Below are 24,041 nucleotides of genomic sequence, written 5' to 3' on the forward strand. Positions count from 1 at the left end.
CGGGGGAGGCCGTATCGCATCGTCAGATGCGATACGGGTGGGGGCATCTCTCCTCTCGGGCGCTCCGACGCGCGGCGCCCCCACCCCATCCCTCCCCCGCAAGCGGGGGAGGGGGCCAATTACCGTCTGGAGCTGATAGCCATGAATAGCATCGCATGGATGGCATGGACCTTGCCGACCGCGATCTTCTTCGCTGCGCTCGCCTGCACGCTCGCCGTCATGATCCTGCTCGCCGCGCGCTACCCGGAGGCCGAGCGGGTCGGAGTGCTGCGCATTCCGACCACGCGCGGCGACCGGCTGTTCATCTCGCTGATCTCGGCTGCCGTCATTCATCTTGCATGGATCGGTCTGATCGGCACTGACACGATTGCGACCTTGCCGATCGGCGAGGAAGGGTTTGAGGTTTCGAGCCTGTGGCTCGCGACCGCAATTTCGCTTGCATCAGCCGTTGCGATCTTCCGCACCGTCTGACGCAGGTGAAAAGGGGCAGATCCGGGGGCAACCCGGACCTGGATACGTCTGTCGCTCAAGGAGGAAAGCATGCGACACTTGAAACCTAGGAAGCATCACCTGACCAAGGCGAGCTATCTCGCGATGACCAGCGCTGCTGCGCTGTTCGCCGCCACTATGACGCTGTCCGTGCCGGCACGTGCGGACGACGCCACGATCCAGAAGTGGATCGACAGCGAATTCCAGCCTTCGACCCTGTCGAAGGAAGAGCAGAAGAAGGAGCTCGAGTGGTTCGCCAAGGCCGCCGAGCCCTTCAAGGGCATGGAGATCAACGTCGTCTCCGAGACCATCACCACCCACGAGTACGAGGCCAAGACTCTGGCCAAGGCCTTCAGCGAGATCACCGGCATCAAGCTGAAGCACGACCTGATCCAGGAAGGCGACGTCGTCGAGAAGCTGCAGACCCAGATGCAGTCCGGCAAGAACGTCTATGACGGCTGGATCAACGACTCCGACCTGATCGGCACCCACTTCCGCTACGGCCAGACGATCGCGCTGTCGGACTACATGAAGGGCGAGGGCAAGGACGTCACCGATCCGATGCTCGACGTCAACGACTTCATCGGCAAGTCGTTCACGACCGCGCCGGACGGCAAGCTCTATCAGCTGCCCGACCAGCAGTTCGCCAACCTGTATTGGTTCCGCTACGACTGGTTCACCAACCCGGACTACAAGGCCAAGTTCAAGGCCAAATATGGCTATGAGCTCGGCGTGCCCGTGAACTGGTCGGCCTACGAGGACATCGCCGAGTTCTTCACCAACGACATCAAGGAGATCAACGGCGTCAAGGTCTATGGTCACATGGACTATGGCAAGAAGGATCCCTCGCTCGGCTGGCGCTTCACCGACGCCTGGCTGTCGATGGCCGGCAACGGCGACAAGGGCATCCCGAACGGCCTGCCGGTCGACGAATGGGGCATCCGCATGGAAGGCTGCCGTCCGGTCGGCTCGTCGATCGAGCGCGGCGGCGACACCAACGGCCCGGCGGCCGTCTACTCGATCGCGAAGTATCTCGACTGGATGAAGAAGTATGCGCCGCCGCAGGCGCAGGGCATGACCTTCTCGGAGGCAGGTCCGGTGCCGGCACAGGGCAACATCGCCCAGCAGATCTTCTGGTACACCGCCTTCACGGCCGACATGGTGAAGCCCGGCCTGCCGGTCGTGAACGCGGACGGCACGCCGAAGTGGCGCATGGCGCCGTCGCCGCACGGCTCGTACTGGAAGGAGGGCATGAAGCTCGGCTACCAGGACGCCGGTTCTGCGACGCTCTTGAAGTCGACGCCGCCGGATCGCCGCAAGGCCGCCTGGCTGTATCTGCAGTTCATCGTCTCCAAGTCGGTCAGTCTGAAGAAGAGCCATGTCGGTCTCACCTTCATCCGTGAATCCGACATCTGGGACAAGTCGTTCACCGAGCGCGCGCCGAAGCTCGGCGGCCTGATCGAGTTCTACCGCTCGCCCGCCCGCGTGCAGTGGACCCCGACCGGCAACAACGTGCCCGACTATCCGAAGCTCGCGCAGCTGTGGTGGCAGAACATCGGCGATGCGTCGTCCGGTGCGAAGACCCCGCAGCAGGCGATGGACGCGCTCGCGGCCGCTCAGGACTCCGTCCTCGAGCGTCTGGAGAAGTCCAAGGTCCAGGGCGAGTGCGGTCCGAAGCTGAACAAGAAGGAATCGGCCGAGTTCTGGTTCAACAAGTCGGCCAAGGACGGCAACATCGCTCCGCAGCGCAAGCTCGCGAACGAGAAGCCGAAGGGCGAGACGATCGACTACGACACCCTGATCAAGTCGTGGCCGGCCACCCCGCCGAAGCGCGCCGAGGCGAAGTGATCGCCTGACCACGGTCATCGCCCGGCTTGACCGGGCGATCCAGTCCCCGCGGCGTTCCGGCTCTGGCATGGCCCGCCGGCGTGTCCTGGAGGCCTCGCCTGCGCGGGGCATAACGGTGGAGCACGGGACGAAATGAGACAAAGGCCGGGAGCGATCCCGGCCTTTCTGCTTTGCGTGGAAGTGGTCTCCGTTCCATCCGGGAATTATTCCCGAGTCGCCCAGGACATATTCCACAAGCCAAGTGACTTGAAGCCGACGACGGCAGGCGGCACTCTTTCTTGATCGGCATGGTTGCCATCTTCGCCGTGACTTTGCCCCAACGACACGAAACAACAAGGCCTCGACACGATCCGACACCCTCGAAGCTGGCCACCCGCGTTCGTCCCGAACGTGAGGTGCGCGACACGAGACGGTGTCGGGATCGCGGTCACCAAACGTTCGGGCCACCGAGGGAGTACGGCCATGGATCAGGCGCACATCGCCAATATCGCGAGCACGCTGCCGGAAGCGTTGTCGCCCTGGACCATGTTCATGCAGGCCGACATCGTCGTGAAGGCGGTCATGATCGGTCTGGCGCTAGCCTCAGTCGCAACCTGGACCGTGCTGGTGGTGAAGACGTTCCAGCTCCGCGCGGCGCTGCGCACGTCCCGCAGCGCGCTCGGTATCGCGATGGCCTCGCGCGCGCTGTCGGATGCGACGGGGCGCATTTCCGCCGACGACGGTGTGGTCGGCCGGCTGCTGGCCGTCGCCGATGACGAAATCGACAAGTCGCGTGGCCTCCCCGCCGATGGCATCAAGGAGCGCGTCTCCTGGCAGTTCGAGCGGATCGAGGCGGCGGCGGTGGCGCGCATCGGCCGCGGCATCGGCATTCTCGCCACGGTCGGCGCGGTCGGGCCGTTCGTCGGCCTGTTCGGCACCGTCTGGGGCATCATGAACAGCTTCATCGGCATCTCGCATGCCCATACGACCAATCTCGCAGTGGTCGCACCGGGCATTGCCGAGGCGCTGCTCGCGACCGCCTTCGGCCTTGCCGCCGCGATTCCCGCGGTCGTGATCTACAACCTGTTCGCGCGCGCCACCGGCGGCTATCGCGCCGTCATCGCCGATGCGTCGGTGGCGGTCATGCGCCTGCTCAGCCGCGATCTCGATCGTCAGCACGTGGGGCCCGCCGAGGCCCGGCGCAGCGCCATCCGCGCTGTCGAGGCGCCGATGCTGTCGATCGCCAATCCGGCGGAGTGAGCCATGGCCGTCAAGCTCGCCCGACGCCCCGACGAATTCGAGGAAACGCACGACATCAACGTGACGCCGTTCATCGACGTCATGCTGGTGCTCTTGATCATCTTCATGGTCGCCGCGCCCCTCGCCACCGTCGACATTCCCGTCAACCTGCCGGCCATTTCCGCCGAGCCGCAGCCGCGCGCAGAGACGCCGGTCTTCGTGACGTTCAAGGCCGATCGCTCGCTTGCCGTCGGCGATCAAGGCGTGGCGCAGGCTGATATCGCAGCCTCCCTCGACGCCGCCACCAACTCCGACCATGGCCAGCGCGTGCTGCTGCGCGCCGATCAGACGCTGCCCTATGGCGAGGTGATGGCGCTGATGAACACGCTGCGCCGTGCCGGCTACACTAAGGTGGCGCTCGTCGCCCTGGAAGACCGGGGCGCGCAGTGAGCGTCCTCACGCTCGATCCGTTCGAACACGAGGACCGCCGCGAGCGGATGCTGTGGACCGTTGCTGCGCTGGTCGTCGCCGGGCTGCATGTCGGGCTCGCGGTGGGTTATTTGTTGTTGCGTCCCGCGCCGCAGGGGCGCGCCGAGGCGTCGGCGTTCGACGTCGTGTTTACGCCGGCTGTGGTGAACGAGCCGGCGCCGACGGTCGAGGAAGCGCCGCAGGTCGCGCCGGCGCCCCCGGTCGAGCCGCCGAAGGAAGAGCTGGCCAAGGACGAGCCCGTCGCGCGCCAGGCTGTCGCTGAGCCGCTGCCGCAATCGTCATCCGAGCCTGAGCCGCAGGTCATGGCACAGCCGGAGCCGGTGCCTGAGGTCATTCCCTCGCCGGAGCCCGCTCCGCAGGTCGCGCTCGCGCCCGAGCCGCCGCGTGCCGACGACGTCGTGCTGCCGCCGCCCCCGCCGCCGAAGCCGATCGAGGCGAAGCCGCCAGAGTCGGTCCCGGCACCCGAGCGCGTCGAGCGCAAGCCGGTCGAGAAGGAAACCAAGGCGAAGGTTGAGAAGAAGCCAGCGCCGCCGAAGCCGGTTGCGGCGCTGCCAAGCCGACCGGCCCGTTCGGCCGCTGCCCCGAACGCCGGCGCCGATGGCGAAGGTGCACGGCAAGGCAGGGCCAGCTGGAATAGCCAGTTCATCGCTCATTTCCGGCGCTACAACACCACTGCAAGCGGCGGCCGGGAGGGCGGAATGGTCAGCGTCAGCGCCGTCATCGCGCGCAATGGGCGACTCGTCTCGCGGCGGATCGCCTCGAGCTCCGGCTCTGCGACCGTGGACCGGGCCGCGCTCGAGCTGGTTGATCGCGCCCAGCCCTTCCCGCCGTTTCCGGCCGAGATGACCCAAGCTCAAACGTCGCTGGTCATCCCAATCCGCATTCGGCCGCAATGAGCAAGGAGCTCGCCTCCCTGGCGGGATGGCGAGCCGGCGGCGACGTCTTGCTTGCGAGGTCGAACCGGGCCGTGTGCTATTTGGTGCACTCTGTCAGGTCCGTGTCGCGCACCACGAATTGTGCGCCTTCCTTCAACTCGATGTTCTTGGCGACGCAGGTGCGACCGGCTTTGTCGGCGAGCTTGATGTCGTAGCGGCCGGACTTGACGCCGACCAGCGTCATGCGCTCGTTGTGATCGACCTCGCCCTCGTCGTCGTTCTTGCATTGGTCCGCGCCCCAGGCCTTGGTGCCGGCGGCAGCGAGATACATCTTCACGACGGTCTGGCCGGTGCGGTTGAGGAAGCGCGGGCCGTCCTCGGCTGATGCGGCAGAGCCGACCAGAATGAGAAGCGTGCAGGCGGTGACGAGACGGCGCATGTCGAATGTCCTTTTGCTATGACCGAGGCTGAGAAGGAGACGGCGCGGGCGGATCAGAAATCCTTGCCGATGCTGGTCTTGATCGCGAGGCCGCGCGAGGCGTTGGTCAGTCCGTAGCCGACCCCGAAGCTGAACTCGAAACCCTTGAAGCGAGTGTCGGCGACGGCATAGAGCGTCTGCATCTGCTGATGCCAGGGCAGGATGTAGCCGAATGGACCGAGATTGGAGAAATGCTCGATGCCGACGGTCCACCGGTCGCTGAGTCGTTTGACGAAGCGGATCGAAGGCTCGAAGGCCGAGCCCGCGCCGTCGATGCCGAAGGTCATGTTGGCGTTGAAGATCAGCTGATAGTCGTTGGGCAGGTTGACGCCGATGATCGGCGTGAACATTTGCGCCACCCGCGGCGTCGCCTCCTGCACGAAGCGCGGCGCGCCGGGCTGGCCGGCGCCGGCCTTGTTGGCGACCCACAGGTCCGGCGTCAGGCCGCCCTGCGGCGCCAGGATGGTGCGTGACACGAGGCCGAGGAAGACGGTGCGCTCGAGTCGGTCGCCCTGGATGAAGGTCTGGCGAATGGTGACGCCGCCGGACTGAAATGAATAGCCGGGCACGCCATTGTCCATCACATTGCCCAGCGCCATCGGCACATTGGTGCGGGCAAAGGCGTAAGGCGAGGTCAACGCGATCTCGTACCATTCGGTCGGCGAGTAGCCGATCTCGGTCTCGCCGGTGACCGCACGCTGCGGCACGCGGCGTCCGCCGTTCTGCTGCGGATTGAAGGTCGTCAGATAGCCGAAGCGCTGCTCAATCTGGAAATGTCCGGGCGAGGCGGGGTCATTGCCCTGGATCTCCTCGGCGGCCGCACCGATCGGTGCGAGCAGGATGGCAGCGGCGGCTATGCACGATCGCAATCGTGCTCGTTGTCGTCTTGCGATGCCGTTCGGCTGCATGTCCCCGCGCTCCCTGATCGAGTGAGCTAACGAGTCGGCGCGGCGAAAACATGCGGGCGGCTCGGCTGAAACGTGACGCGATCGGGAAACGATCAGTTGCTGATCGCCGCATTTCTCGACTCACTGCTTTCGCCGGCGGCAATAGGGATGTTTTGGCAAGCCGAACGGGACATTTTGACCGAGACAATATGGCGGCCGATTCGCGAATGAATCTCAGGGCGGCGATGAATGTGGCGTGCTGCAAACACATTGAGGTCATAGAGCGAGGAAAACATGCGTTGCAGCATGTATTGCTGATCGCCGGATCAGCCAGAGAATGGACACGCCCGTGCTTCACACTCCCGGTCATCGTCGCCGCTTGTCCACTCAGCCGATGAAGTTCGGGCTGATGGTCACACTCCTCCTGTCCACGGTGTTGCTGCTGGACGGACGCGCCTTCGCGGAGGAGACGCTGCGGGACCAGCTGGAAGCGTGGTGGAATCAAACCCAGGCCGGCAGGAGCGCGGCCAGGACGACCTGCGTCAGATCCGAGACCGGCTGCACAAGGCACAAAATCGTTCGGTCTCGGAGGGACCGCGAAGCAGCGACCGCCGCGCTCGAAGGCCAGGTGGGGCGAGTCCGACGTGCGTCATCGGGGAGCGATGCCCTGCCCGAAAGGGATGTGGGGCTCAGTTCGGAGATGTCGGTCTCCCAGGCGGCGAAGCCGCGTCACGTCGCCAAGCGCGGACGTCGCGTCGTCAATGCCCGGGCCGAGGCAGGGGGAGGTGTCTCCGATCGGGACATCGGGCCGCGTCGCGACCGTCCGGGGAGATATTTCCTGCATGGACCGAGGTTCTAGTCTCGACGACCTTGCATAGAATTCCCGGACGTCTCGTTCTTGCACTTGCGAAATGGCAGGGCCTCCCATAGGTCAGAACGATGTGCGACGCGTTGCCGGTGAAACCGGCGACGCTCGCATACGTTGTTTTCGTCCCCTTCATCGCCGCCCCTCGGACGGCGGAGACAAAGGATCAATTCGATGAACTGGAAACTGATAATGACGGCCGCCGCCGTCGGCATGGCCGCCATCGTCGGCACGTCGACGATGGCTGTCAGTGCACCGGCTCCCTCTAAGCTGCTGACCTCGATCGACCCCGACAAGGACGGCACCGCCGACATGAGCGAGGTCCGCACGGCCGCTGGGGCGCTGTTCGATCGTCTCGATCGCGACCATGACGGCACGCTCGACGCCAAGGAGCTGCGCGGCCGCGTTTCGGCCAAGGATCTCAAGGCCGCTGATCCCGACAATGACGGCACGCTGACCAAGGACGAGTATCTGGCGCTGGTGGAGGGCCGCTTCAAGGCAGCCGATCCGGACCATGACGGCACGCTCGATTCCAAAGAGCTGAAGTCGGTGGCCAAGCTGCTGAAGTGAGACGTCGATCCGCACTGGACCGACGCGACACGGACATGAGCTCGAGGGCCTGCGACGGGAGACCGTCGCAGGCCCTCGTCTTTCAGGCGGATGCTTGTGGCGGGCCGGCAGGGAAGGCGATTGGCCCTCACATGCTTGGGCGGGACATTTCCACTGCGAGACGAACCAGGTCGGGCAGGCTGCGCGCCCCGAGCTTCTGTCGCAGCCGGTAGGTCAGGTTGATGACGGTCTTGTAGCTGATGCCGAGATGGTCGGCGATCGCCTGATAGGATTTCGCCTGAGCCAGCAGCGCAAGTGCCTGGCGCTCGCGCGGGGTCAATGCCGCGGCCGCCATGCCGTCCGGATCGGCGCGGAGCAGGGCGATGCGGGTGGCGAGCTGCGGGTCGAGATAGGTGCCGCCGGTTCGAACCTGTTCCAATGCCTTTGGCAGCTCGTGCGGCGGGGCGTCCTTCAGCAAATAGCCGCTGGCGCCGGCGTCGATCGCGGAGCGGACGATACGCGGATCGGCGTGCATGCTGAAGACCAGGATTCGGGCGCGGGGATCGTGCGACCGCATCCGCTCGATCAGACTGATGCCGCCGAGTTCCCGTCCCTGTAGACGCAGATCGACGATCGCGACGTCCGGCCGGTCGCGGACATAGGCTTCGTACCCGCTCTCGGCATCGTGTGCCTCGGACAGCGAGCGGATCCCGGCTTCGTTCAGCAGCCAGCGACAAGCCGTGATCACGACCGGGTGGTCGTCGACGAGCAGAACGCGATACATCCGACGAAGGTCTTGCCCCTATGGGCGCTGGTGGCGCCGATGCTTCCTCTATCATGTAGGTTCCCTTGCAAACCAGAACCGGGTGCAGCAGTACGGCCGAGTCTGGGAGATACGTCGGCGAATTGATCGCCACTTTCCGGATCCGGGAAGATTGTCCCTAGAGGCCGAAGAATATTGCCCGTTGCGACGAACTGGCGGGCTGTTTACGAATGTTAACGTTCGTAAACGGGTAAATCGGCCAGTTCTGGTGCGGGTGGGGCTCAGGGGCATGAGCAGACGCCAGAGCCGGTCGACAAGAAACTGGGGGACGTCTTGACCAGACTCTCGGCGCTGAAGAGCGCGCTTCTCGCGACGTGTGCGTTGCTACCTACGGCTATATATGCGCAGGATGCGCTGCCAACCTTCGATGTCGTCAATGTCTCGCCTGTGCAGGGCAGCGAGATCGCGAAGGACAAGATTCCGTCCAACGTGCAGACGATCACCGCGAGGGACCTCGATCACAGTCGGTCGCCGACGCTGCTCGACAGCATCCTGCAATCGGTGCCCGGTGTCTCGCTCAGCGACCAGACCGGCAATCCGTTCCAACGTGACCTGGACTATCGTGGTCAGACCGCCTCACCCGTGCTCGGGACGCCGCAGGGCATCGCCGTCTACCAGAACGGCACCCGCATCAACGAGGCCTTCGGCGACGTCGTCAACTGGGACCTGATCCCGGAAATGGCGATCGCGCGCATGACCCTGATGCCGAACAACCCGCTGTTCGGCCTCAACGCCACCGGCGGCGCGATGTCGATCGAGATGAAGAACGGCTTCACCTATCAAGGCGGCGAAGCCCAGCTGTTCGGCGGCTCGTTCGGCCGGATCCAGTCGGGTGCGCAATACGGCTGGAACAACGGCACCTACTCGGCCTACATCGCGGCGGAGGGCGCCTATGACCGCGGCTGGCGCGACTATTCGTCGGCGTCGCAGGTCCGGCGCATGTATGCCGATTTCGGCGCCCGCGGCGACACGACCGAGTTCCACCTGTCCTTCACCGGCGCCGACAACAAGCTCGGCTCGGTGGCGGCAACGCCGATCGAGATGTTGAACCAGCGCTGGTCCAGCGTCTACACTTGGCCGCAGTCGCTGCGTCTGCAGATGCAGATGGTGCAGGCGAGCCTCAAATGGGCGCCGACCGATACGCTCTCGGTCCAGGCCAACGGCTACTATCGCAATTACAAGTCGTCGCGCGTCGACGGCAACGGCACCGAGGTTGCCGCCTGCGATCCGGCGGGCGCGTTTCCCGGAGAGTTCTGCCTCAGCGATGCCGCCGGCACCGAGTTCCAGATGAACCGCAACGGTCCGACCGCCAACACGCTGGCAGGCGATGCGGCGCTGGGCCAGATCGACCGCAACACGGTCAAGACCGACAGCTATGGTGGCTCGCTGCAGGCGGCCTCGACCACGCAGCTATTCGGTCATGACAACCATTTCGTCGTCGGCGCCAGCGTCGATCACGGCAACACCAACTTTGCGGCGACATCGGAGCTTGGCACCGTCGACAACAACCTGTTCGTCACCGGCCTCGGCGTCTTCGTCGATCAGCCCAATGCCGGTCTCGCGCCGGTCAACCTGAACGCCAAGAACACCTATCTCGGCTTCTATGCGACCAACACGTTCGACATCACCTCCCAATTGTCACTCACGGCGGGCGGGCGCTTCAACTGGGCCCAGATCGACCTGCGCGACCAGACCGGGTTCGCGCCGCTCCTGAACAGCAACAACAACTTCCAGCGCTTCAATCCGGTGGTCGGCCTGACCTACAAGATCACGCCCAACATGACCGCCTATGCCGGCTATTCCGAAGCCAACCGCGCGCCGACCCCGCTCGAGCTCGGCTGCTCCGATCCGGCCAATCCCTGCCTGATCGACAACTTCCTGATCGCCGATCCGCCGCTGAAGCAGGTGGTGTCGCGCACCATCGAAGGTGGTCTGCGTGGCGAGATCTCCGGTGGCCGCTCGGCCTACGCCGCCGATCTGCCGGCCTATCGCAAGGCGCCGGTCAAGGCGGTCGCCGTCGACGACGGCTGGCGGCTCCGCTGGGGCCTCAGCCTGTTCCGCACTGAGAACTCCGACGACATCATCAACGTCGTCGATCCGGCGAATCCCGTGCGCGGCTATTTCAAGAACGCCGGCACGACTCTGCGCCAGGGCGTCGAGGCCAAGCTCGACCTGACCTGGAACCGGTGGACCGCCTACGCCAACTACACCTTCATCGACGCCACCTTCCGCAGCGCCTTCGACGTCAACGATCCATTCCTGGGGGCCGCTGTGGGCGTCGTGTCCGGCAACCACATTCCCGGCATTCCGGCGCATCGCCTGAAGCTCGGCGCCGAATATGCCGTGACCGACGCCTGGAAGGTGGGCGCTAGCGTCAACTATGTCGGCAGCCAGTACCTGCTTCACGACGAGACCAACGTCTATCCGAAGGTCCCGGCCTATTGGGTCGTGAACGTCAACACGTCCTATCAGGTGACCAAGAACGTCGAGGTGTTCGGCCTGATCCAGAACCTGTTCAATCAGCGCTATTATTCGGCAGGAACCGTGTTCGATCCGGCCGGCTTCAACACCGCCGGCGGCGGAACGGCGTTCGCGTTGAACGATCCGCGCAGTATGGTTCCGGGAATGCCGCTCGCGGCCTATGCCGGCATCCGGGCGAAGTTCTGAGCCTCAGGAGCGGACGACCAGCCGCCATAGGCGCATCCGCGCCGCGCCACGGCAGCCCCCCCACCGTGGCAAGAAGGCCGGGAGAAATCCCGGCCTTTTCATTTGTTGATCGGAGCCAGCAGGTGTCGGAACCGGGAGCGCGAGTTCATCTCTGCGCTGTCCTCCACGGTGGAGCGGTCCGCCGTCCTTGTCGTCAAAATTTCAGATCTGGCGGAGGAGTGGTGTTTCAAATGAAGCGGATGATGATGATTAGTCCGGGCGTTGCGGGACTAATTCGGTTGTTAGTTTGATAATGTCCCGTTCGTTCATAGAAAATTTCGCCTTGCTGGTTCCTGCCAACGTTTCGATACAATCGGTCATCAACAAGAAGCCGTGTATTGCGTAACGTGGGGCGTCAGGTGAAGTCAAAGAATAGAAGGCGCAGCGAGGCAGCTGCCGCAAGTTTCGTGTTGTTGTCGACATGGATGGTCGCCGGCGAGGCAAGGGCCGAATGTACGACGCCAGGCGTCACCGTCACCTGCAGCGGGACCATCAGCACGGCAATCACCGTGTACGACGCCGCTGCGGCGACGGCGACGCCCTCGAGCGGCAGCAATTCCTATACGCCGGCAAACCCGGCCTTTCCGGTGACCGGCTACAATCCCAATCCGCCGACGACGATTGTCACGCTGGATTCGATGGCCGTTCGCAATCTCACCACGAACACCCAGGCTGGCCTGGCCGATCGCGGGATGATCGCGGCCAATTTCTCCAATGCCGAGGATCCGGCCGTCAACAACGTCGTCATCAACAACGCCGGCTGGCTCAGTCTCACCACCAGCCAGCTCAGCGCCGGCCGGCTTCACGTCATCGTCGCCGACAGCCAGGTCAACAAGTTCACCGTCAACAACACCGGGACGCTCGCCGCGACCCAGAATTTCTACGGCGCGTTCGATCCCGCCAAGCTGAGCGTTTCCGTCGGTGCGACCGCGACGGGCCGCTACAACGGCACCAACCTCGCCATCATCTCGGCGCTGTATTCCGACGACAACACCAACAGCTTCGTGGTGAACAACCGCGCCGGCGGCACGATCTCGGCGACCGGCAACTATGCCGCCGCCTATTACGGCCGGGCCGACACCACGATCACCAACTCCGGCACCATCGCCAACACCAGCTGGACGGCGGCGAGCCGCTTCTATGATGGGCACTGGGCCATCGGCGCCTTCGCCGGCGCCGAGTTCGATACGATCCCCGGCAGCAATCCGGATTCGCCGCTCTACAAGTTCGACGCCGGCGGCAATGTGACGGTGACCGAAACCAAGGCGCTGACGCTGACCAACACTGCCGGCGGCGTGATCAAAGGCGATATCCTGGCGCTCGACACCAATCCGCTGACCACGGCCGCGGGGCTTGCGGCGGGATCGACCTTCCCGCTGACCGGCAGCGGCTCGAACTCGGGCCCGCGCGACAGCGTCATCAGCAATGCCGGCCTGATCCAGGGCAACCTCTATCTGGGCTCGGGCGAGCACGACATCGCCAACAGCGGCACGATCTTGGGATCGATCTCGGTCGACCAGAGCGCCTCGCGCGGCTCGTTTGCGAAGGCGACCGCAGGCACCGTCGCGGGCACCTATAGCAGCTCCGGCTCGGGCACGGACGTCAACGGCAATGCCTGTCCGACGGCGGGCGCGAACACGACCGATCCGCTCTGCGCCGCCAGCACCACCCAGGCGGCGACGTTTTTCGGCGCGCGCACCTTCAATCTGGTCAACACCGGCGCGCTCGGCGGCGACATCATTATCAACGACCAGGATGGCGCGACCAATACCATCCTGCTGAAGGGCACCGGCTTCAGCGGCAACGTCGTCGCGCAGAACGGCCTCGGCAGCAATTCGCTGACGCTCGACGGCGTGACCAGCCTCGCCAGCATCGTCAATTTCGGCATGCTCGACCTGATGAAGTCGCAGGTCACCATGAGCGGCGGGGCCGGCGTGCAGCTCGTCGATGGCGCGGTGTTGCGCACGACGATCTTCGGGCCGGGCGGCACCGCGGCAGCGCCGTCGACGAAGATCGGCAACATCACCGGCGCGGTGACCTTCGCCGGTGCGGGGACGGTTGCGCCGACGCTTCAGGGCATCGTGCGCAATGGCGACTTCTATCGTGTCGCGACGGCGGTGTCGGCGACGCCGCTCGACGTCGATTTCTCCAGCGCGCTGGTCGGCTTCACTGCCGATACCTCGACGGGGGCTCTGCTGCTGAACGCGTCCGTGCGGTCGCCCGCGACCATTGCCGGCATCTCGCCCAGCAGCCTTGCCGCGCTCAACGGCCTGCTTGGCTACAACGGCAGCAATGCGCAGCTGCAGGCACTCGGCGGCGCGGTGCAGAGCCTCAGCACCGACCGGGAGGTGCGCGGCGCCGGCGATCAGTTGCGTCCGCTCGTCAACGGCGCCCAGGTCCAGGTGCCGCTCAGCACCGCATCGCTGTTCCAGAACCAGATCGACAACCGGCTGACGGCGGCGGCCGCGTCGCCCAATTCGCGTGTCGCCTCGGCGTTCGCCGACGACGCCGATCCGCTCGCCTCGATGCTGATGGCCTTCCATCCGACCAAGGCTCGTCCGACGGTGAAGGCGCCGCTGGCGTCGGCCATCGCGCCCGAGCCGGAGCGCACCGTCTGGGGCAGCCTGATCGGCACCAATGCGTCGCAGCGTGACGTGGCGGGTGTTGCCGGCTACAGCGGCAACACCGGGGGCCTCGTCGCCGGCATCGATCAGCGGATCGACAATGCGTTCCGCGTCGGTGCTGCGTTTGGCTACGCCACCAGCAGCATCGACGATCGGACCGCCGCCGGCGATGCGGTCGGCATGCAGCACTATCAGGGCACGGTGTACGCCGCCTATGTTCAGCCGTCCTGGTACGTCAACGGCTCCGCAGGCATCGCGCTGGTCGACTACACCACCACGCGCCGCGTCAACTTCGCGGGCTTTACCGACACCGTCTCGGGCAGCCACATGGGCTGGCTTACGCTGGTGCGTGGCGAGTTCGGTGTCCCGGTGAAGCTCGGCGAGGCCGTGCTGACGCCGTTCGCCGGCGTGACCTACGGCCGTCTCGATCAGCAGGCCTATACCGAGACCAGCACCGCAGGTGCTGCGCTCGCGATCGCCAGGCAGACCACCAACTCGGTGCGTTCGAACCTCGGCTTCCGTTCGACCGTTCCGCTGCTGGTGACATCGACCTACGGCTTCGGCCTGGAGACGCTGGCGGCGTGGCGGCACGAGTTCGGCAATACCGCGCAGAACGTCACGGCGGCCTTCGCCGGTGGTGGCGCGACCTTCCTCGCCGCCGGCCCGTCGCCCGAGCGCAACCTCGCCGAGCTCGGCGCAGCACTCAAGCTGGTGGCGTTCGGTGAGCGTCAGTCGATCTCGCTGGGCTACAACGCCGTGGTCGGCAGCCAGTATCTCGAGCAGTCGGCGCTGCTGAAGGTGCGCGCGGAGTTCTGAAGCGGCTGCCTCGGGCAGGACCTGCGAAGCACGACGTAGAAGGCCGGGAGCAATCCCGGCCTTGTTGTTGCTTGACCAAAAGCGTGACGTGTCTCCGCTGCCGTGGGGTGGGCAAAGGCGCGCGTGCGACACTGTATGCCACGAGCTCAACTCCACCGCGCGCCGTGCCCACCATTCCTTCCGCTTGCGCGGATGCACGGTGGGCGCGCGACCGCCCTGCGGGCGGCTGCTTTGCCCACCCTACGCAGCTACGAAGCCGGTATGAATCGTCGATGAGTCTGCTCACGATGGATTTTGGGCAATTATCCCGCTGACCTCGTGAACGAGACCACTGCGCGCTTCTGGAATTTGCGAAGCATCGCGATTAGTTGCTGCCGGCCTCCGCCAACTGCGAACTTCCGCCACAGAACCCGACCAGCTATTGTGCATCGTATCGAGCAGCGAGGTGGTGCACGTGAGCCGTAGATCTTCAAGCCTTGTATCGATCATCACCTCATCGATGGATGCCGTTCACCGGCCCCACGTGCCTCCTTGGGTACGAGCGACAATCTCTGTCGTGCTTCTCGCCGGCAGTCTGGGGGCGCATTCTCTGCTGCTTGGCGATGCGGCGGCGCGCGATCTCGATGGGCGTTACGCCAATTCTCCGCTCAAGGGCTGGTTCGAGAGTTTGCGTTCGGGCAAGGGGCCGTGCTGCTCGGATGCGGATGGCACCGCGCTCTCGGACACGGATTGGGACACGAAGGATGGCCGCTACCGTGTTCGCATTGAAGGCCAATGGTGGGTCGTTCCGGAAGAGGCCGTGGTGACCGAGCCCAATCGCGCCGGCCGGACGATGGTATGGCCCGTGTATTATCGCGAGCTGAATACGGGCCTGCGCATCGATGTGCGGTGCTTCCTGCCGGGCAGCATGATATAGGTGGGGATGTGCCGGATCGCAGAAGCGCAGGGTGGGCAAAGGCGCGAAGCGAGATGTCGCGACAGGCGCGGCCTCTCGTGAGCCGTGCCCACCACTCCCTCCGCTCTCGCGGAGGCATGGTGGGCACGCGGCCGCCTTGCGGGCGGCTGCTTTGCCCACCCTACGTGATGGCGATTACTCCGCCGCCTGCGTCGTCTTCAGAGTCGGATAGTCGGTGTAGCCCTTCTCGCCGCCACCATAGAGCGTGGCGCGGTCGAGCTCGTTGAGCGGGGCGTTGGCCTTGAGGCGCTCGACCAGATCCGGGTTGGCGATGAAGGGCCGGCCGAAGGCGATCAGGTCGGCGGCGCCGGCGTCGAGCTGCTTGTTGGCGAGCGCGAGGTCGTAGCCGTTGTTGGCGATATAGGTGCCCTTGAAGCGCTTGCGCAGCGACGCGTAGTCGAACGGCGCGACGTCGCGCGGACCGCCGGTCGCACCCTCGATGACGTGGATGTAGACGAGCTTCAGCGCAGCGAGCCGGTCGACGATGTAGTCGAACAGCGCCTGCGGATTGGAATCGGAGATGTCGTTCGCGGGCGTCACCGGCGACAGCCGGATGCCGGTCTTGTCGGCGCCGATCGCCTCCGAGACGGCCTTGGCGACCTCGAGCATCAGCCGGGCGCGGTTCTCGATCGATCCGCCATAGGCGTCCGTGCGCTTGTTGGCGCCGTCCTTGGCAAACTGGTCGAGCAGATAGCCGTTGGCGCCGTGGATCTCGACGCCGTCGAAGCCGGCCTCGATCGCATTGAGCGCGGCCTGCTTGAACGCCGCGACGATGCCGGGAATCTCACTGAGCTCGAGCGCGCGCGGCGTCGAGACGTCGGTGAAGGTGCCGCCGACGAAGGTCTTGGTCTTGGCAGGAATCGCCGAGGGCGCGACCGGGGCGCCGCCGTTCGGTTGCAGCGAGACATGGGAGATGCGGCCGACGTGCCAGAGCTGGACGAAGATGCGGCCGCCCTTGGCGTGCACCGCGTCGGTCACCTTGCGCCAGCCGGCGATCTGCTCCTTGGAATAGATGCCGGGCGTGTCCTGGTAGCCTTGGCCCTGCTGCGAGACCTGGCTGGCCTCGGAGATCAGCAGGCCGGCGGAGGCGCGCTGGCTGTAATATTCGGCCGTCAGCGGGCCCGGCGCGAGGCCGTCCACGGCGCGGTTGCGGGTCAGCGGCGCCATCACGACGCGATTATCCAGGGTGATCGGACCGAGCTTATGCGGCTCGAACAGTTTGGATGCACTCATCGGGTCTTTCCAGGAGAGAGGAGGGGGTTGTGGTCAATTGTGCATTGCCGCGAACAGCGCAATGCCAGGAGGTATCCGTCCGACGCAAACGAGCTGCGCGATCGGGGCCGCCGCAACAAGCCGTTCGTTGGGTAGCCTGCTGCAGAAAACAAAAGGGGGTCAGGCAACCCCGAGGAAGTCCCGCTTGCCGATTTCGACGCCGTTGTGGCGGAGGATGCCGTGCGCGATCGCGGCGTGGAAATAGAAGTTCGGAAACGAGACGCGGTTAACGAAGTCCTGCCCCTTCAGGGTCAGCGTGGTGTTGGGCCCGCTTGGAAAGGTCACGTCGCGGCTATCGGCCCCTTCGAACTGCGCCGGCTGGAACGTCTTCAGGTAATCGATGGTTCTGGCAAGCCGCTGGCGAAGCTCGGCGAACGTCGTCTCGGTGTCGGGTGTGCTCGGGACCTCGCTGTGGGAAAGCCGGGCGCAGCCTTTGGCGGCGAAGTCGCAGGCGAGCTGGATCTGTTTGGAGAGCGGCAGCATGTCCGGATACAGGCGAGCGCCGAGCAGGACCTCGGGGGCGATCTTTTTGGCTTCGCAATGGGCCTCGGCCTTGCCCAGCAGGCCGGATAGGCTGCCGAGGATCTGGAGGTAGGCCGGCACGGTCGAATCGTAAAAGGACATGATGCTCTCTTTTGGCAGGAGACGTCGCGACGAAAGCGCGCGCCCTCGGAGATGGGGCGGCGTCCAAGAGAATGCAACTGCATCTTTCTGGTTTTGCGGTCGCCGTGCATTCCAGTCGTTCACGCTGAGGTCACGGCGATTGTGGACGCGTCCCCTAGAGGATTTCGCCAAGCCGTGGACGAAATGCCGGATCGAGGTCGTGGAGAACGACGAGCCTGGGTGGCCGAACATCCTCAGGATGAAGATCGGCGCTACAAGCCAAATTGGGCTTCAATTGTCCGTCTGCTCGCGCTTTTGTCCTGAGCGATCGTCTGGCGGTCCAATTCCAAGGTCATAAATTGGAATAGCCAAGAGCGGACGACACGGTCGCATGAAGTCGGACAATAGGTCATCAGCAATTGAGAGACGAGGAGCGTCGCGCGATGATGTCGGCTCACCTACCGTGTCGCTGTCGCTGAAGCCGGCGCCGCCTGCGCCCGCGGTGTGCCGCGCATGCCTACGAGCAGCTCCGCCGTTGGCCAGGAATCGGCCGGCAGTCCCAGCCTCAGCTGCATGGTCTTGACCGCGATACGGCTCTGCTGGCCGAGCACGCCGTCGACCTTGCCGACGTCGAAACCGGCCTTCACCAGGAGCTGCTGCAGCTCCTTGATCTCGTTGAACGGCAGTTGCGCGACCGGGCCGCTGGCTTTGCGCATCGGCGCCGCGCCGGCGATGCGGGTGGCGAGATAGGCCGCGGTGGTCGAATAGATCAGCGAGTTGTTCCATTCGGTGTAGGCCGCGAAATTGGCATAGGCCAGGAATGCCGGGCCGTTGCGGCCCATCGGCAGCAGCACCGAGGCGTCGAGCGCATCGTTCGGCAGCGGCCGGCCGTCGGCATAGGTCACGCCGAGGCCGGCCCATTTGCTGCGCGGCGCCTTGACGGTGAGATCGGCCTGCTCCCAGGGGAAGGTCTGGGGCACGCGGATCTCCTCCAGCCAGGGTTCGCCGCGGCGCCATTTCAGCCCGGTCGCAATGTAGTTGGCGGTCGAGCCGATCACGTCAGGCGCGCTGCGCAGCAGGTCGCGGCGGCCGTCGCCATCGTAATCGACCGCATAGGTGACGTAGTGGGTCGGCAGGAACTGAGTCTGGCCGAGTTCGCCGGCCCAGGAGCCGATCATCTCGGACGGCGTGAGATCGCCGCGGTCGATGACCTTCAACGCGGCGACGGTCTCGTTCTGGAAGCGCTCGCTGCGGCGGCAGTCGTAGGCCAGCGACACCAGCGAGGGCAGCACCGGCAGGTTGCCCATGTTGGCGCCGAAATCGCTCTCCAGGCCCCAGAACGCGGCGATGACCGCCGGCGGCACGCCATACTCCTTCTCGGCGCGCGCGAACGCCGCCGCATGCATTCGGATGTGCTGCTGGCCGTTCTGCATCCGGTAGCTTGCGGCCATGCGGCCGGCGAACTCGGTGAACAGCTGGCCGAACACCCGCTGGCCGCGGTCGCGGTTGACGATGCCCTGGTTGTAGGTGAGGTATGGCGAGGCGGCCGCGATCGCGCTCTGCGACACGCCGTCGGCAATGGCACGCTGCTTCAGCTCGGCGAGAAACCGGTCGAAGCTCTGGCCGCTATGGCAGGCTGCGGCGCGCAAGGAAGGCGCCGACCTCGGACGCGGCGCGGCCGCTTCCGGCGCCATTTGCGCCGCGGCGCTGACAACCAGCATGAACGAGGTTGCGAGCGCGCTAAGGATGACGCGCAAGGCAGTCGAAGAGCTTCGCATCCGGTCTCACCGATGGCTGTCAGGTCGTTGTCCAGCCATCGATATCCGATGCGGGGGGCGGGAGGGAAGGGGGCAGGGGCGAATAGCGAATGGCGAACGGCAAGAACCCTATTCGCTACTCGCCCTTTCACCCACCTTCGCCAGCGCCGCCTGGGCCTCGCTTTGGATCCGCTTGAGATGCTCGGCGTCGCGAAAACTCTCGGCATAGAGCTTGTTGACGTCCTCGGTGCCGGAGGGGCGCGCCGCGAACCAGCCGTAGTCGGTCTCGACCTTGATGCCGCCGAACGACTGGCCGTTGCCCGGAGCCTTCGTATGCACCATGCGGACGGGATCGCCGGCGAGCTCCTTCAGGTTCAGCATTTCCGGCGTCAGCGTCTTCAGCGCCGCCTTTGCCGACGGGCTCGCCGGTACGTCGATGCGCTCATAGACCGGCGCGCCGAGCTCTGCCGTCAGCTCCTTGTAGAGCTCGCTCGGGTCGCGGCCGCGCTTGGCCATGATCTCGGCCGCGAGCAGCCCGAGGATCAGGCCGTCCTTGTCGGTGGTCCACACCGTGCCGTCGCGCTTCAGGAACGACGCGCCCGCGCTCTCCTCGCCGGCGAAGCCGAAGCTGCCGGAGCCGAGGCCCTCGACGAACCATTTGAAGCCGACGGGGGTTTCGACGAGCTTGCGGCCGAGCTTGCGCGCGACGCGGTCGATCATCGAGCTCGATACGATGGTCTTGCCGATCGCGGCGTCGCTTCGCCAATCGGGCCGGTGCGCGAACAGATAGGAGATGGCCGTCGCCAGATAGTGGTTCGGATTCATCAGCCCGCCCGAACGCGTGACGATGCCATGGCGGTCGGCGTCGGTGTCGTTGGCAAACGCGACATCGAAGCGCTCGCGCATGCCGATCAGGCTCGCCATCGCGTAGGGCGAAGAGCAGTCCATGCGGATCTTGCCGTCCCAGTCCGCGGTCATGAAGCGGAAGGTGGGATCGACGAGCTCGTTCACGATGGTGGCATTGAGGCCGTAGCGCTCGATGATCGGCGCCCAATAGGCGATCGCCGCGCCGCCGAGCGGATCGATGCCGATCTTGATTCCGGCCGCCTTGACGGCGTCGAGATCGACGGTGTTGGCGAGATCGGCGACGTAGGGCGTGATGTAGTCGTAAGCGTGCACCGAGTCGCGCTGCTTGGCATGGCTGTAGCTGATGCGCGACACGCCATCGAGGTCGTTGGCGAGATAGACATTGGCCTGCCGCTCGATCTCGGCGGTCGCGTCGGTGTCGGCGGGACCGCCATGCGGCGGATTGTATTTGTAGCCGCCATCCTCCGGCGGATTGTGCGACGGCGTGATGACGACGCCGTCGGCGAGATGCGCCGTGCGGCCCTTGTTGTAGGAGATGATGGCGTGCGAGATCACCGGTGTCGGCGTGTAGCCGCCGTCCTTGTCGACCATCACCTCGACGCCATTGGCGCCGAACACTTCGAGCGCGCTGGCGAGCGCCGGCTCGGCCAGCGCGTGGGTGTCGATGCCGACGAAGAGGGGGCCGTCGAGGCCCTGCTGGCGCCGGTAGTCGCAGAGCGCCTGGCTGGTGGCGAGAATGTGGTTCTCGTTGAAGCCGGTCTTCAACGACGAGCCGCGATGGCCCGACGTGCCGAACGCGACGCGCTGGGTCGGCTGGTGCGGGTCGGGCTTCAGCGCATAATAGGCCGTGATCAGCCGCGGAATGTTGGCGAGCGCGGCATTGGCGATCGGCTTGCCGGCTGCGGGGTCTGTCTTGGCCATGGAGCATCCTTCGCAAGTTCGAGAAACATCTGCGGCGGCGCTTCGTTCCGCCGCGGCGGGCGCAGGGAACGCGGGGCGTCGCGACGAACCTGCCGCAACATGGCGGCGCGCGGTGATCCGATCAACGGAATTCGTGCACGCCCCCCGCGGCGGCGTGAAGCCTATTTGAATATCCGCTGAGGGAATGCCGGGTCCTCGCGGTTGAGGCCGGCCAATGCCGCCGCCTTGTGCGCGCGACATTAACCACGCCTCACTGAGTCCGCGTGCCGGGACCGGCGCTTAAGCCTGAGTTTAACGGATGGCCCCTGAAATAGCAGGCCAAAGCAGAGGCGCGTCCCGTGCGCAGGAGAGTCGTCAGGAGCGGAAAAGTGAGAGCGCTTTGTCTCGGCGCGTTGGCCGTCGTTTCAACCTTGGCCCTGGCCGGCTGCAGCCACCAGGTGACGCCGCAGGTGGCCTCGCCTTGCGTCGATCTGAGCGGAAGGCCCTGCGTGGACGGTCCCGTCGCCGACGAGCCGCCGCAATCATTGGAGCCTGCCAAGACGATCCGTAAGCCTGCAGCCGCGGTCGCGCGCCGCGCGGCCCTGCAGCGCAAGCACGCCCACGCCGCAAAGCGCCGGGTCAAGCCGCAAATCGTCACCGCCAAGACGACTGAAAAGCCGATTGAAAAGGCGATTGATAAACCGATCGAAAAGCCGCTCGCGGCGCCGGCGCGCACGCCGCGGCCCGATCCGATCGCGCCGGCTGACGGTACGTCCGCGCCGGTGATCAAGACCCCCTCCGCCACGACGGACACGCCGAATCCGGCCAAGGTCCAAAACGACGTCATGGTGGCTGCGGTGACGGTGGCCGCCGAGCTGGCCGAGCGAATGACCGCGCTGCGTGTCCCCGAGGGGCCCGGCGACAGTCCTCTTGTCGCTGTGCTGCTGACGCGTCCCACCGTGCGCGGAGTGGCCGATCTCAGCGGCAAGGTGATCGCGATCGACGAGCGCTATGCCAAGTCCAACGCGAAGATCACTGCGGCCATGAATGCGGCCGGTGCGACCGAGGTGCTGCTGCTGGAAGGACAGGCCACCGCGATCACCCGGCTGAACAATGGCGAGGTGAGCGCAGCCGTGGTGGCCCTGGTCTCGCCGGAGGCCGCGGAGGCGTTTCCGAAGATCGCGGGCTTTCGCCGGTTCTCTGTCGTCCTGAAGCCGTAGCTTCAGGACGTTGTTCCACAGACAGGCTAGGTCGCGGCGGTGCTGCGCGCCGGCCGCGGCAACGCCGCGCCCTTTGCGGCGGCGATGCCCTTGGGGAAGCCGCTGCGGTCGCTGTAGAGGCGCTTGCGGCCGCGTCGCGGATCGTGCTGGCTCTTGACGTCCTGGGCGCACATGTAGTCCAGCGCCGTGATGCCTCCGACCATGACCAGTGCCGCCAGCACGCTGCCCACGCGCGGATTGCTCGGCCTGAGCTCACCGGCCAGCGTCATCATGTCGAGCCCATCGCCGGCGACGCGGCTCAGCAGGCCGGCCCGCTTCTCCACCGACAGCGTGAGCACGCCGGCGAACAGCTCGCGCACGCCATAGGCGCGCACCAATCCCTCGCGGCCCTCCATGCCGAGCGCATGGGTGACGCGGTGCGGCGCCAGCAGCTCCAGCGTGCCGAGCGCAATGCTGAACCAGCCGAGCCCGCGGGCCAGTCGATCGGCCGGCGTCAGCGAGCTCGGGCCGGTCGAGATGATCTTGGGGTCGCCCTTCGACCTCACGAGATTCGAGACATGAAACATGCGATGTGATCCCCTATGGCTTCAGCACGACCTTGACGCAGCTGTCCTGCTTGTCGCGGAAGGCGCGATACATCTCGGGCCCCTGTGCGAGCGGAACGGTGTGGGTGATGACGAAGGATGGGTCGATCTGGCCATCCTCGATGCGCTGCAGGAGGTCGTCGGTCCAGCGGTTGACGTGGGTCTGGCCGGTGCGGATCGTCAGGCCCTTGTTCATCAGCGCCCCCATCGGCACCATGTCGGACAGTCCGCTGTAGACGCCGGGGATCGAGACGATGCCGCCGGGACGGCAGACATAGATGATCTCGCGCAGCACGTGCGGCCGGTCGTTCTCGAGCATGAACATCTGCTTGGTGCGATCGATCACGCTGTCGGGCTGCGCCAGGGTGACATGGCTCTCGAAGCCGACGCAATCGATGCACTTCTCCGGGCCGTTGTTGTCGGTCAGCTCGTTCAGTCGCCCGACCACGCTCTCCTTGTCGAAATTGATGGGGATGGCCCCGCCGGCCTCGGCCATCGCCAGCCGCTCCGGAATGCGGTCGATCGCAATCACCTTGGCGGCGCCTAGCAGGATGGCGCTGCGGATCGCCATCTGTCCCACTGGGCCGCAACCCCACACAGCGACCGTATCGCCCGGCTCTATGTCGCATTGCGCGGCCGCTTGCCATCCGGTCGGGAAGATGTCGCTGAGAAACAGCGCCTGCTCGTCCGTCATGCTGTCCGGAACCTTGATATGCGTGGCGTCGGCGAACGGCACGCGCAGATACTCGGCCTGGCCGCCCGGATAGCCGCCGGTGAGATGCGTGTAGCCGAACAGGCCTGCGGTGGTGTGTCCGAACACCTTCTCGGCAAGATGCTTGTTGCGGTTGGTGGTCTCACAGACCGAGAAATTGCCGCGCCGGCACTGCTCGCATTCGCCGCAGATGATGGTGAAGGGCACGACGATGCGGTCGCCCTTCTTGAGCTTGCCGTTGACGCCGGAACCGACCTCGACGACCTCGCCCATGGTCTCGTGGCCCATGATGTCGCCGGGCATCATCGCCGGGATGTAGTTGTGGAACAGATGCAGGTCGGAGCCGCAGATCGCGCAGCTCGTCGCCTTGATGATGGCATCCCTGTCATGCTCGATCTCGGGATCGCTCACCGTGTCGCAGCGAATGTCCTCTTTGCCATGCCAAACCAGCGCCTTCATACAGTCCTCCGGGCAGAACGTTGCGGAGGCAAGTCGAAGGGCGCG

20 protein-coding genes are annotated in these 24,041 nt (G+C 65.4%); 10 read left to right on the forward strand and 10 right to left on the reverse strand.

Going from position 1 to position 24,041, the window contains the following annotated elements; genetic code table 11:
- The first annotated feature begins 141 nt into the window (after window positions 1-141).
- The 5 genes from QW881_RS09085 to QW881_RS09105 all read left to right on the forward strand — a co-directional run bounded on the left by QW881_RS09085 (window position 142) and on the right by QW881_RS09105 (window position 4,940).
- On the forward strand, window positions 142-471 hold the full coding sequence (locus tag QW881_RS09085; RefSeq protein ID WP_315756986.1) for a DUF2160 domain-containing protein: 330 nt from the start codon (window positions 142-144) through the stop codon (window positions 469-471).
- Between the two features lie 123 nt (window positions 472-594).
- Window positions 595-2,337, forward strand: a complete 1,743-nt coding sequence (locus tag QW881_RS09090) for an ABC transporter substrate-binding protein (RefSeq protein ID WP_315757104.1) — start codon at window positions 595-597, stop codon at window positions 2,335-2,337.
- A 462-nt stretch (window positions 2,338-2,799) separates the two neighbouring features.
- Complete coding sequence (exbB, locus tag QW881_RS09095) at window positions 2,800-3,576, forward strand: tonB-system energizer ExbB (RefSeq protein WP_315756987.1); 777 nt, start codon at window positions 2,800-2,802, stop codon at window positions 3,574-3,576.
- A gap of 3 nt (window positions 3,577-3,579) precedes the next feature.
- Window positions 3,580-4,005 (forward strand): TonB system transport protein ExbD, encoded by a 426-nt coding sequence (exbD, locus tag QW881_RS09100; RefSeq protein WP_315756988.1) that lies wholly within the window; start codon window positions 3,580-3,582, stop codon window positions 4,003-4,005.
- Window positions 4,002-4,940 carry a TonB family protein gene (locus QW881_RS09105; protein WP_315756989.1) on the forward strand — a complete coding sequence of 313 codons (939 nt, stop codon included), beginning with the start codon at window positions 4,002-4,004 and terminating at the stop codon, window positions 4,938-4,940. Before exbD ends, QW881_RS09105 begins: the two co-directional genes overlap by 4 nt.
- A gap of 76 nt (window positions 4,941-5,016) precedes the next feature.
- Here the strand turns inward: QW881_RS09105 and QW881_RS09110 are convergent, their stop codons facing one another.
- The 3 genes from QW881_RS09110 to QW881_RS09120 form a co-directional block, all read right to left on the reverse strand.
- Window positions 5,017-5,358 (reverse strand): hypothetical protein, encoded by a 342-nt coding sequence (locus tag QW881_RS09110; RefSeq protein ID WP_315756990.1) that lies wholly within the window; start codon window positions 5,356-5,358, stop codon window positions 5,017-5,019.
- Window positions 5,359-5,411: 53 nt separating this feature from the next.
- The gene (locus QW881_RS09115; RefSeq protein ID WP_315757105.1) at window positions 5,412-6,254 is read right to left on the reverse strand and encodes a hypothetical protein; all 843 of its coding nucleotides are present in this window, start codon (window positions 6,252-6,254) and stop codon (window positions 5,412-5,414) included.
- A gap of 143 nt (window positions 6,255-6,397) precedes the next feature.
- Entirely contained in the window at window positions 6,398-6,592 is a 195-nt protein-coding gene (locus QW881_RS09120; RefSeq protein WP_315756991.1) for a hypothetical protein, read from the reverse strand.
- A 770-nt stretch (window positions 6,593-7,362) separates the two neighbouring features.
- On the opposite strand from QW881_RS09120, the gene QW881_RS09125 reads away from it, so the two are divergent.
- Window positions 7,363-7,719, forward strand: coding sequence for an EF-hand domain-containing protein (locus QW881_RS09125; protein WP_315757106.1), 357 nt, complete (start codon window positions 7,363-7,365; stop codon window positions 7,717-7,719).
- A gap of 127 nt (window positions 7,720-7,846) precedes the next feature.
- Here the strand turns inward: QW881_RS09125 and QW881_RS09130 are convergent, their stop codons facing one another.
- Window positions 7,847-8,482, reverse strand: coding sequence for a response regulator transcription factor (locus QW881_RS09130; RefSeq protein WP_315756992.1), 636 nt, complete (start codon window positions 8,480-8,482; stop codon window positions 7,847-7,849).
- Window positions 8,483-8,794: 312 nt separating this feature from the next.
- Here QW881_RS09130 and QW881_RS09135 point away from each other — a divergent pair, with 312 nt between their 5' ends.
- The 3 genes from QW881_RS09135 (at window position 8,795) to QW881_RS09145 (ending at window position 15,583) form a co-directional block, all read left to right on the forward strand.
- Window positions 8,795-11,188 (forward strand): TonB-dependent receptor, encoded by a 2,394-nt coding sequence (locus QW881_RS09135; protein ID WP_315756993.1) that lies wholly within the window; start codon window positions 8,795-8,797, stop codon window positions 11,186-11,188.
- Between the two features lie 446 nt (window positions 11,189-11,634).
- Complete coding sequence (locus tag QW881_RS09140; protein ID WP_315756994.1) at window positions 11,635-14,667, forward strand: autotransporter domain-containing protein; 3,033 nt, start codon at window positions 11,635-11,637, stop codon at window positions 14,665-14,667.
- A 499-nt stretch (window positions 14,668-15,166) separates the two neighbouring features.
- Window positions 15,167-15,583 (forward strand): hypothetical protein, encoded by a 417-nt coding sequence (locus QW881_RS09145; RefSeq protein ID WP_315757107.1) that lies wholly within the window; start codon window positions 15,167-15,169, stop codon window positions 15,581-15,583.
- Between the two features lie 174 nt (window positions 15,584-15,757).
- Here the strand turns inward: QW881_RS09145 and QW881_RS09150 are convergent, their stop codons facing one another.
- The 4 genes from QW881_RS09150 to pgm form a co-directional block, all read right to left on the reverse strand.
- Window positions 15,758-16,855, reverse strand: coding sequence for an alkene reductase (locus QW881_RS09150; protein WP_316158254.1), 1,098 nt, complete (start codon window positions 16,853-16,855; stop codon window positions 15,758-15,760).
- Window positions 16,856-17,014: 159 nt separating this feature from the next.
- Window positions 17,015-17,518 (reverse strand): DUF1993 domain-containing protein, encoded by a 504-nt coding sequence (locus QW881_RS09155; protein ID WP_316158256.1) that lies wholly within the window; start codon window positions 17,516-17,518, stop codon window positions 17,015-17,017.
- Between the two features lie 437 nt (window positions 17,519-17,955).
- The gene (locus QW881_RS09160; RefSeq protein WP_315757108.1) at window positions 17,956-19,191 is read right to left on the reverse strand and encodes a lytic murein transglycosylase; all 1,236 of its coding nucleotides are present in this window, start codon (window positions 19,189-19,191) and stop codon (window positions 17,956-17,958) included.
- 192 nt (window positions 19,192-19,383) lie between these two features.
- Window positions 19,384-21,042: a phosphoglucomutase (alpha-D-glucose-1,6-bisphosphate-dependent) gene (gene pgm / locus QW881_RS09165; protein WP_315756996.1), complete on the reverse strand. Its 1,659-nt coding sequence runs from the start codon at window positions 21,040-21,042 to the stop codon at window positions 19,384-19,386.
- A 368-nt stretch (window positions 21,043-21,410) separates the two neighbouring features.
- Here pgm and QW881_RS09170 point away from each other — a divergent pair, with 368 nt between their 5' ends.
- Entirely contained in the window at window positions 21,411-22,241 is an 831-nt protein-coding gene (locus QW881_RS09170) for a hypothetical protein (protein WP_315756997.1), read from the forward strand.
- Window positions 22,242-22,267: 26 nt separating this feature from the next.
- Here the strand turns inward: QW881_RS09170 and QW881_RS09175 are convergent, their stop codons facing one another.
- The gene (locus QW881_RS09175) at window positions 22,268-22,807 is read right to left on the reverse strand and encodes a hypothetical protein (protein WP_315756998.1); all 540 of its coding nucleotides are present in this window, start codon (window positions 22,805-22,807) and stop codon (window positions 22,268-22,270) included.
- A 13-nt stretch (window positions 22,808-22,820) separates the two neighbouring features.
- On the reverse strand, window positions 22,821-23,996 hold the full coding sequence (locus QW881_RS09180; protein WP_315756999.1) for a zinc-dependent alcohol dehydrogenase: 1,176 nt from the start codon (window positions 23,994-23,996) through the stop codon (window positions 22,821-22,823).
- Between the last annotated feature and the right edge of the window lie 45 nt (window positions 23,997-24,041).

It is taken from the genome of Bradyrhizobium sp. SZCCHNS3016 (genome assembly GCF_032484535.1).
In the GTDB taxonomy this organism is placed as follows: domain Bacteria; phylum Pseudomonadota; class Alphaproteobacteria; order Rhizobiales; family Xanthobacteraceae; genus Bradyrhizobium.

Bases quoted from the DNA above. Each gene is read 5' to 3' on its own strand.
- QW881_RS09120 (WP_315756991.1), bottom strand. From the start codon at position 6,592: ATGCTGCAACGCATGTTTTCCTCGCTCTATGACCTCAATGTGTTTGCA.
- QW881_RS09175 (WP_315756998.1), bottom strand. From the start codon at position 22,807: ATGTTTCATGTCTCGAATCTCGTGAGGTCGAAGGGCGACCCCAAGATC.
- QW881_RS09160 (WP_315757108.1), bottom strand. From the start codon at position 19,191: ATGGCGCCGGAAGCGGCCGCGCCGCGTCCGAGGTCGGCGCCTTCCTTG.
- pgm (WP_315756996.1), bottom strand. From the start codon at position 21,042: ATGGCCAAGACAGACCCCGCAGCCGGCAAGCCGATCGCCAATGCCGCG.
- QW881_RS09150 (WP_316158254.1), bottom strand. From the start codon at position 16,855: ATGAGTGCATCCAAACTGTTCGAGCCGCATAAGCTCGGTCCGATCACC.
- QW881_RS09125 (WP_315757106.1), top strand. From the start codon at position 7,363: ATGGCCGCCATCGTCGGCACGTCGACGATGGCTGTCAGTGCACCGGCT.
- QW881_RS09180 (WP_315756999.1), bottom strand. From the start codon at position 23,996: ATGAAGGCGCTGGTTTGGCATGGCAAAGAGGACATTCGCTGCGACACG.
- QW881_RS09085 (WP_315756986.1), top strand. From the start codon at position 142: ATGAATAGCATCGCATGGATGGCATGGACCTTGCCGACCGCGATCTTC.
- exbB (WP_315756987.1), top strand. From the start codon at position 2,800: ATGGATCAGGCGCACATCGCCAATATCGCGAGCACGCTGCCGGAAGCG.
- QW881_RS09090 (WP_315757104.1), top strand. From the start codon at position 595: ATGACCAGCGCTGCTGCGCTGTTCGCCGCCACTATGACGCTGTCCGTG.
- QW881_RS09145 (WP_315757107.1), top strand. From the start codon at position 15,167: ATGGATGCCGTTCACCGGCCCCACGTGCCTCCTTGGGTACGAGCGACA.
- QW881_RS09110 (WP_315756990.1), bottom strand. From the start codon at position 5,358: ATGCGCCGTCTCGTCACCGCCTGCACGCTTCTCATTCTGGTCGGCTCT.
- QW881_RS09130 (WP_315756992.1), bottom strand. From the start codon at position 8,482: ATGTATCGCGTTCTGCTCGTCGACGACCACCCGGTCGTGATCACGGCT.
- QW881_RS09155 (WP_316158256.1), bottom strand. From the start codon at position 17,518: ATGTCCTTTTACGATTCGACCGTGCCGGCCTACCTCCAGATCCTCGGC.
- exbD (WP_315756988.1), top strand. From the start codon at position 3,580: ATGGCCGTCAAGCTCGCCCGACGCCCCGACGAATTCGAGGAAACGCAC.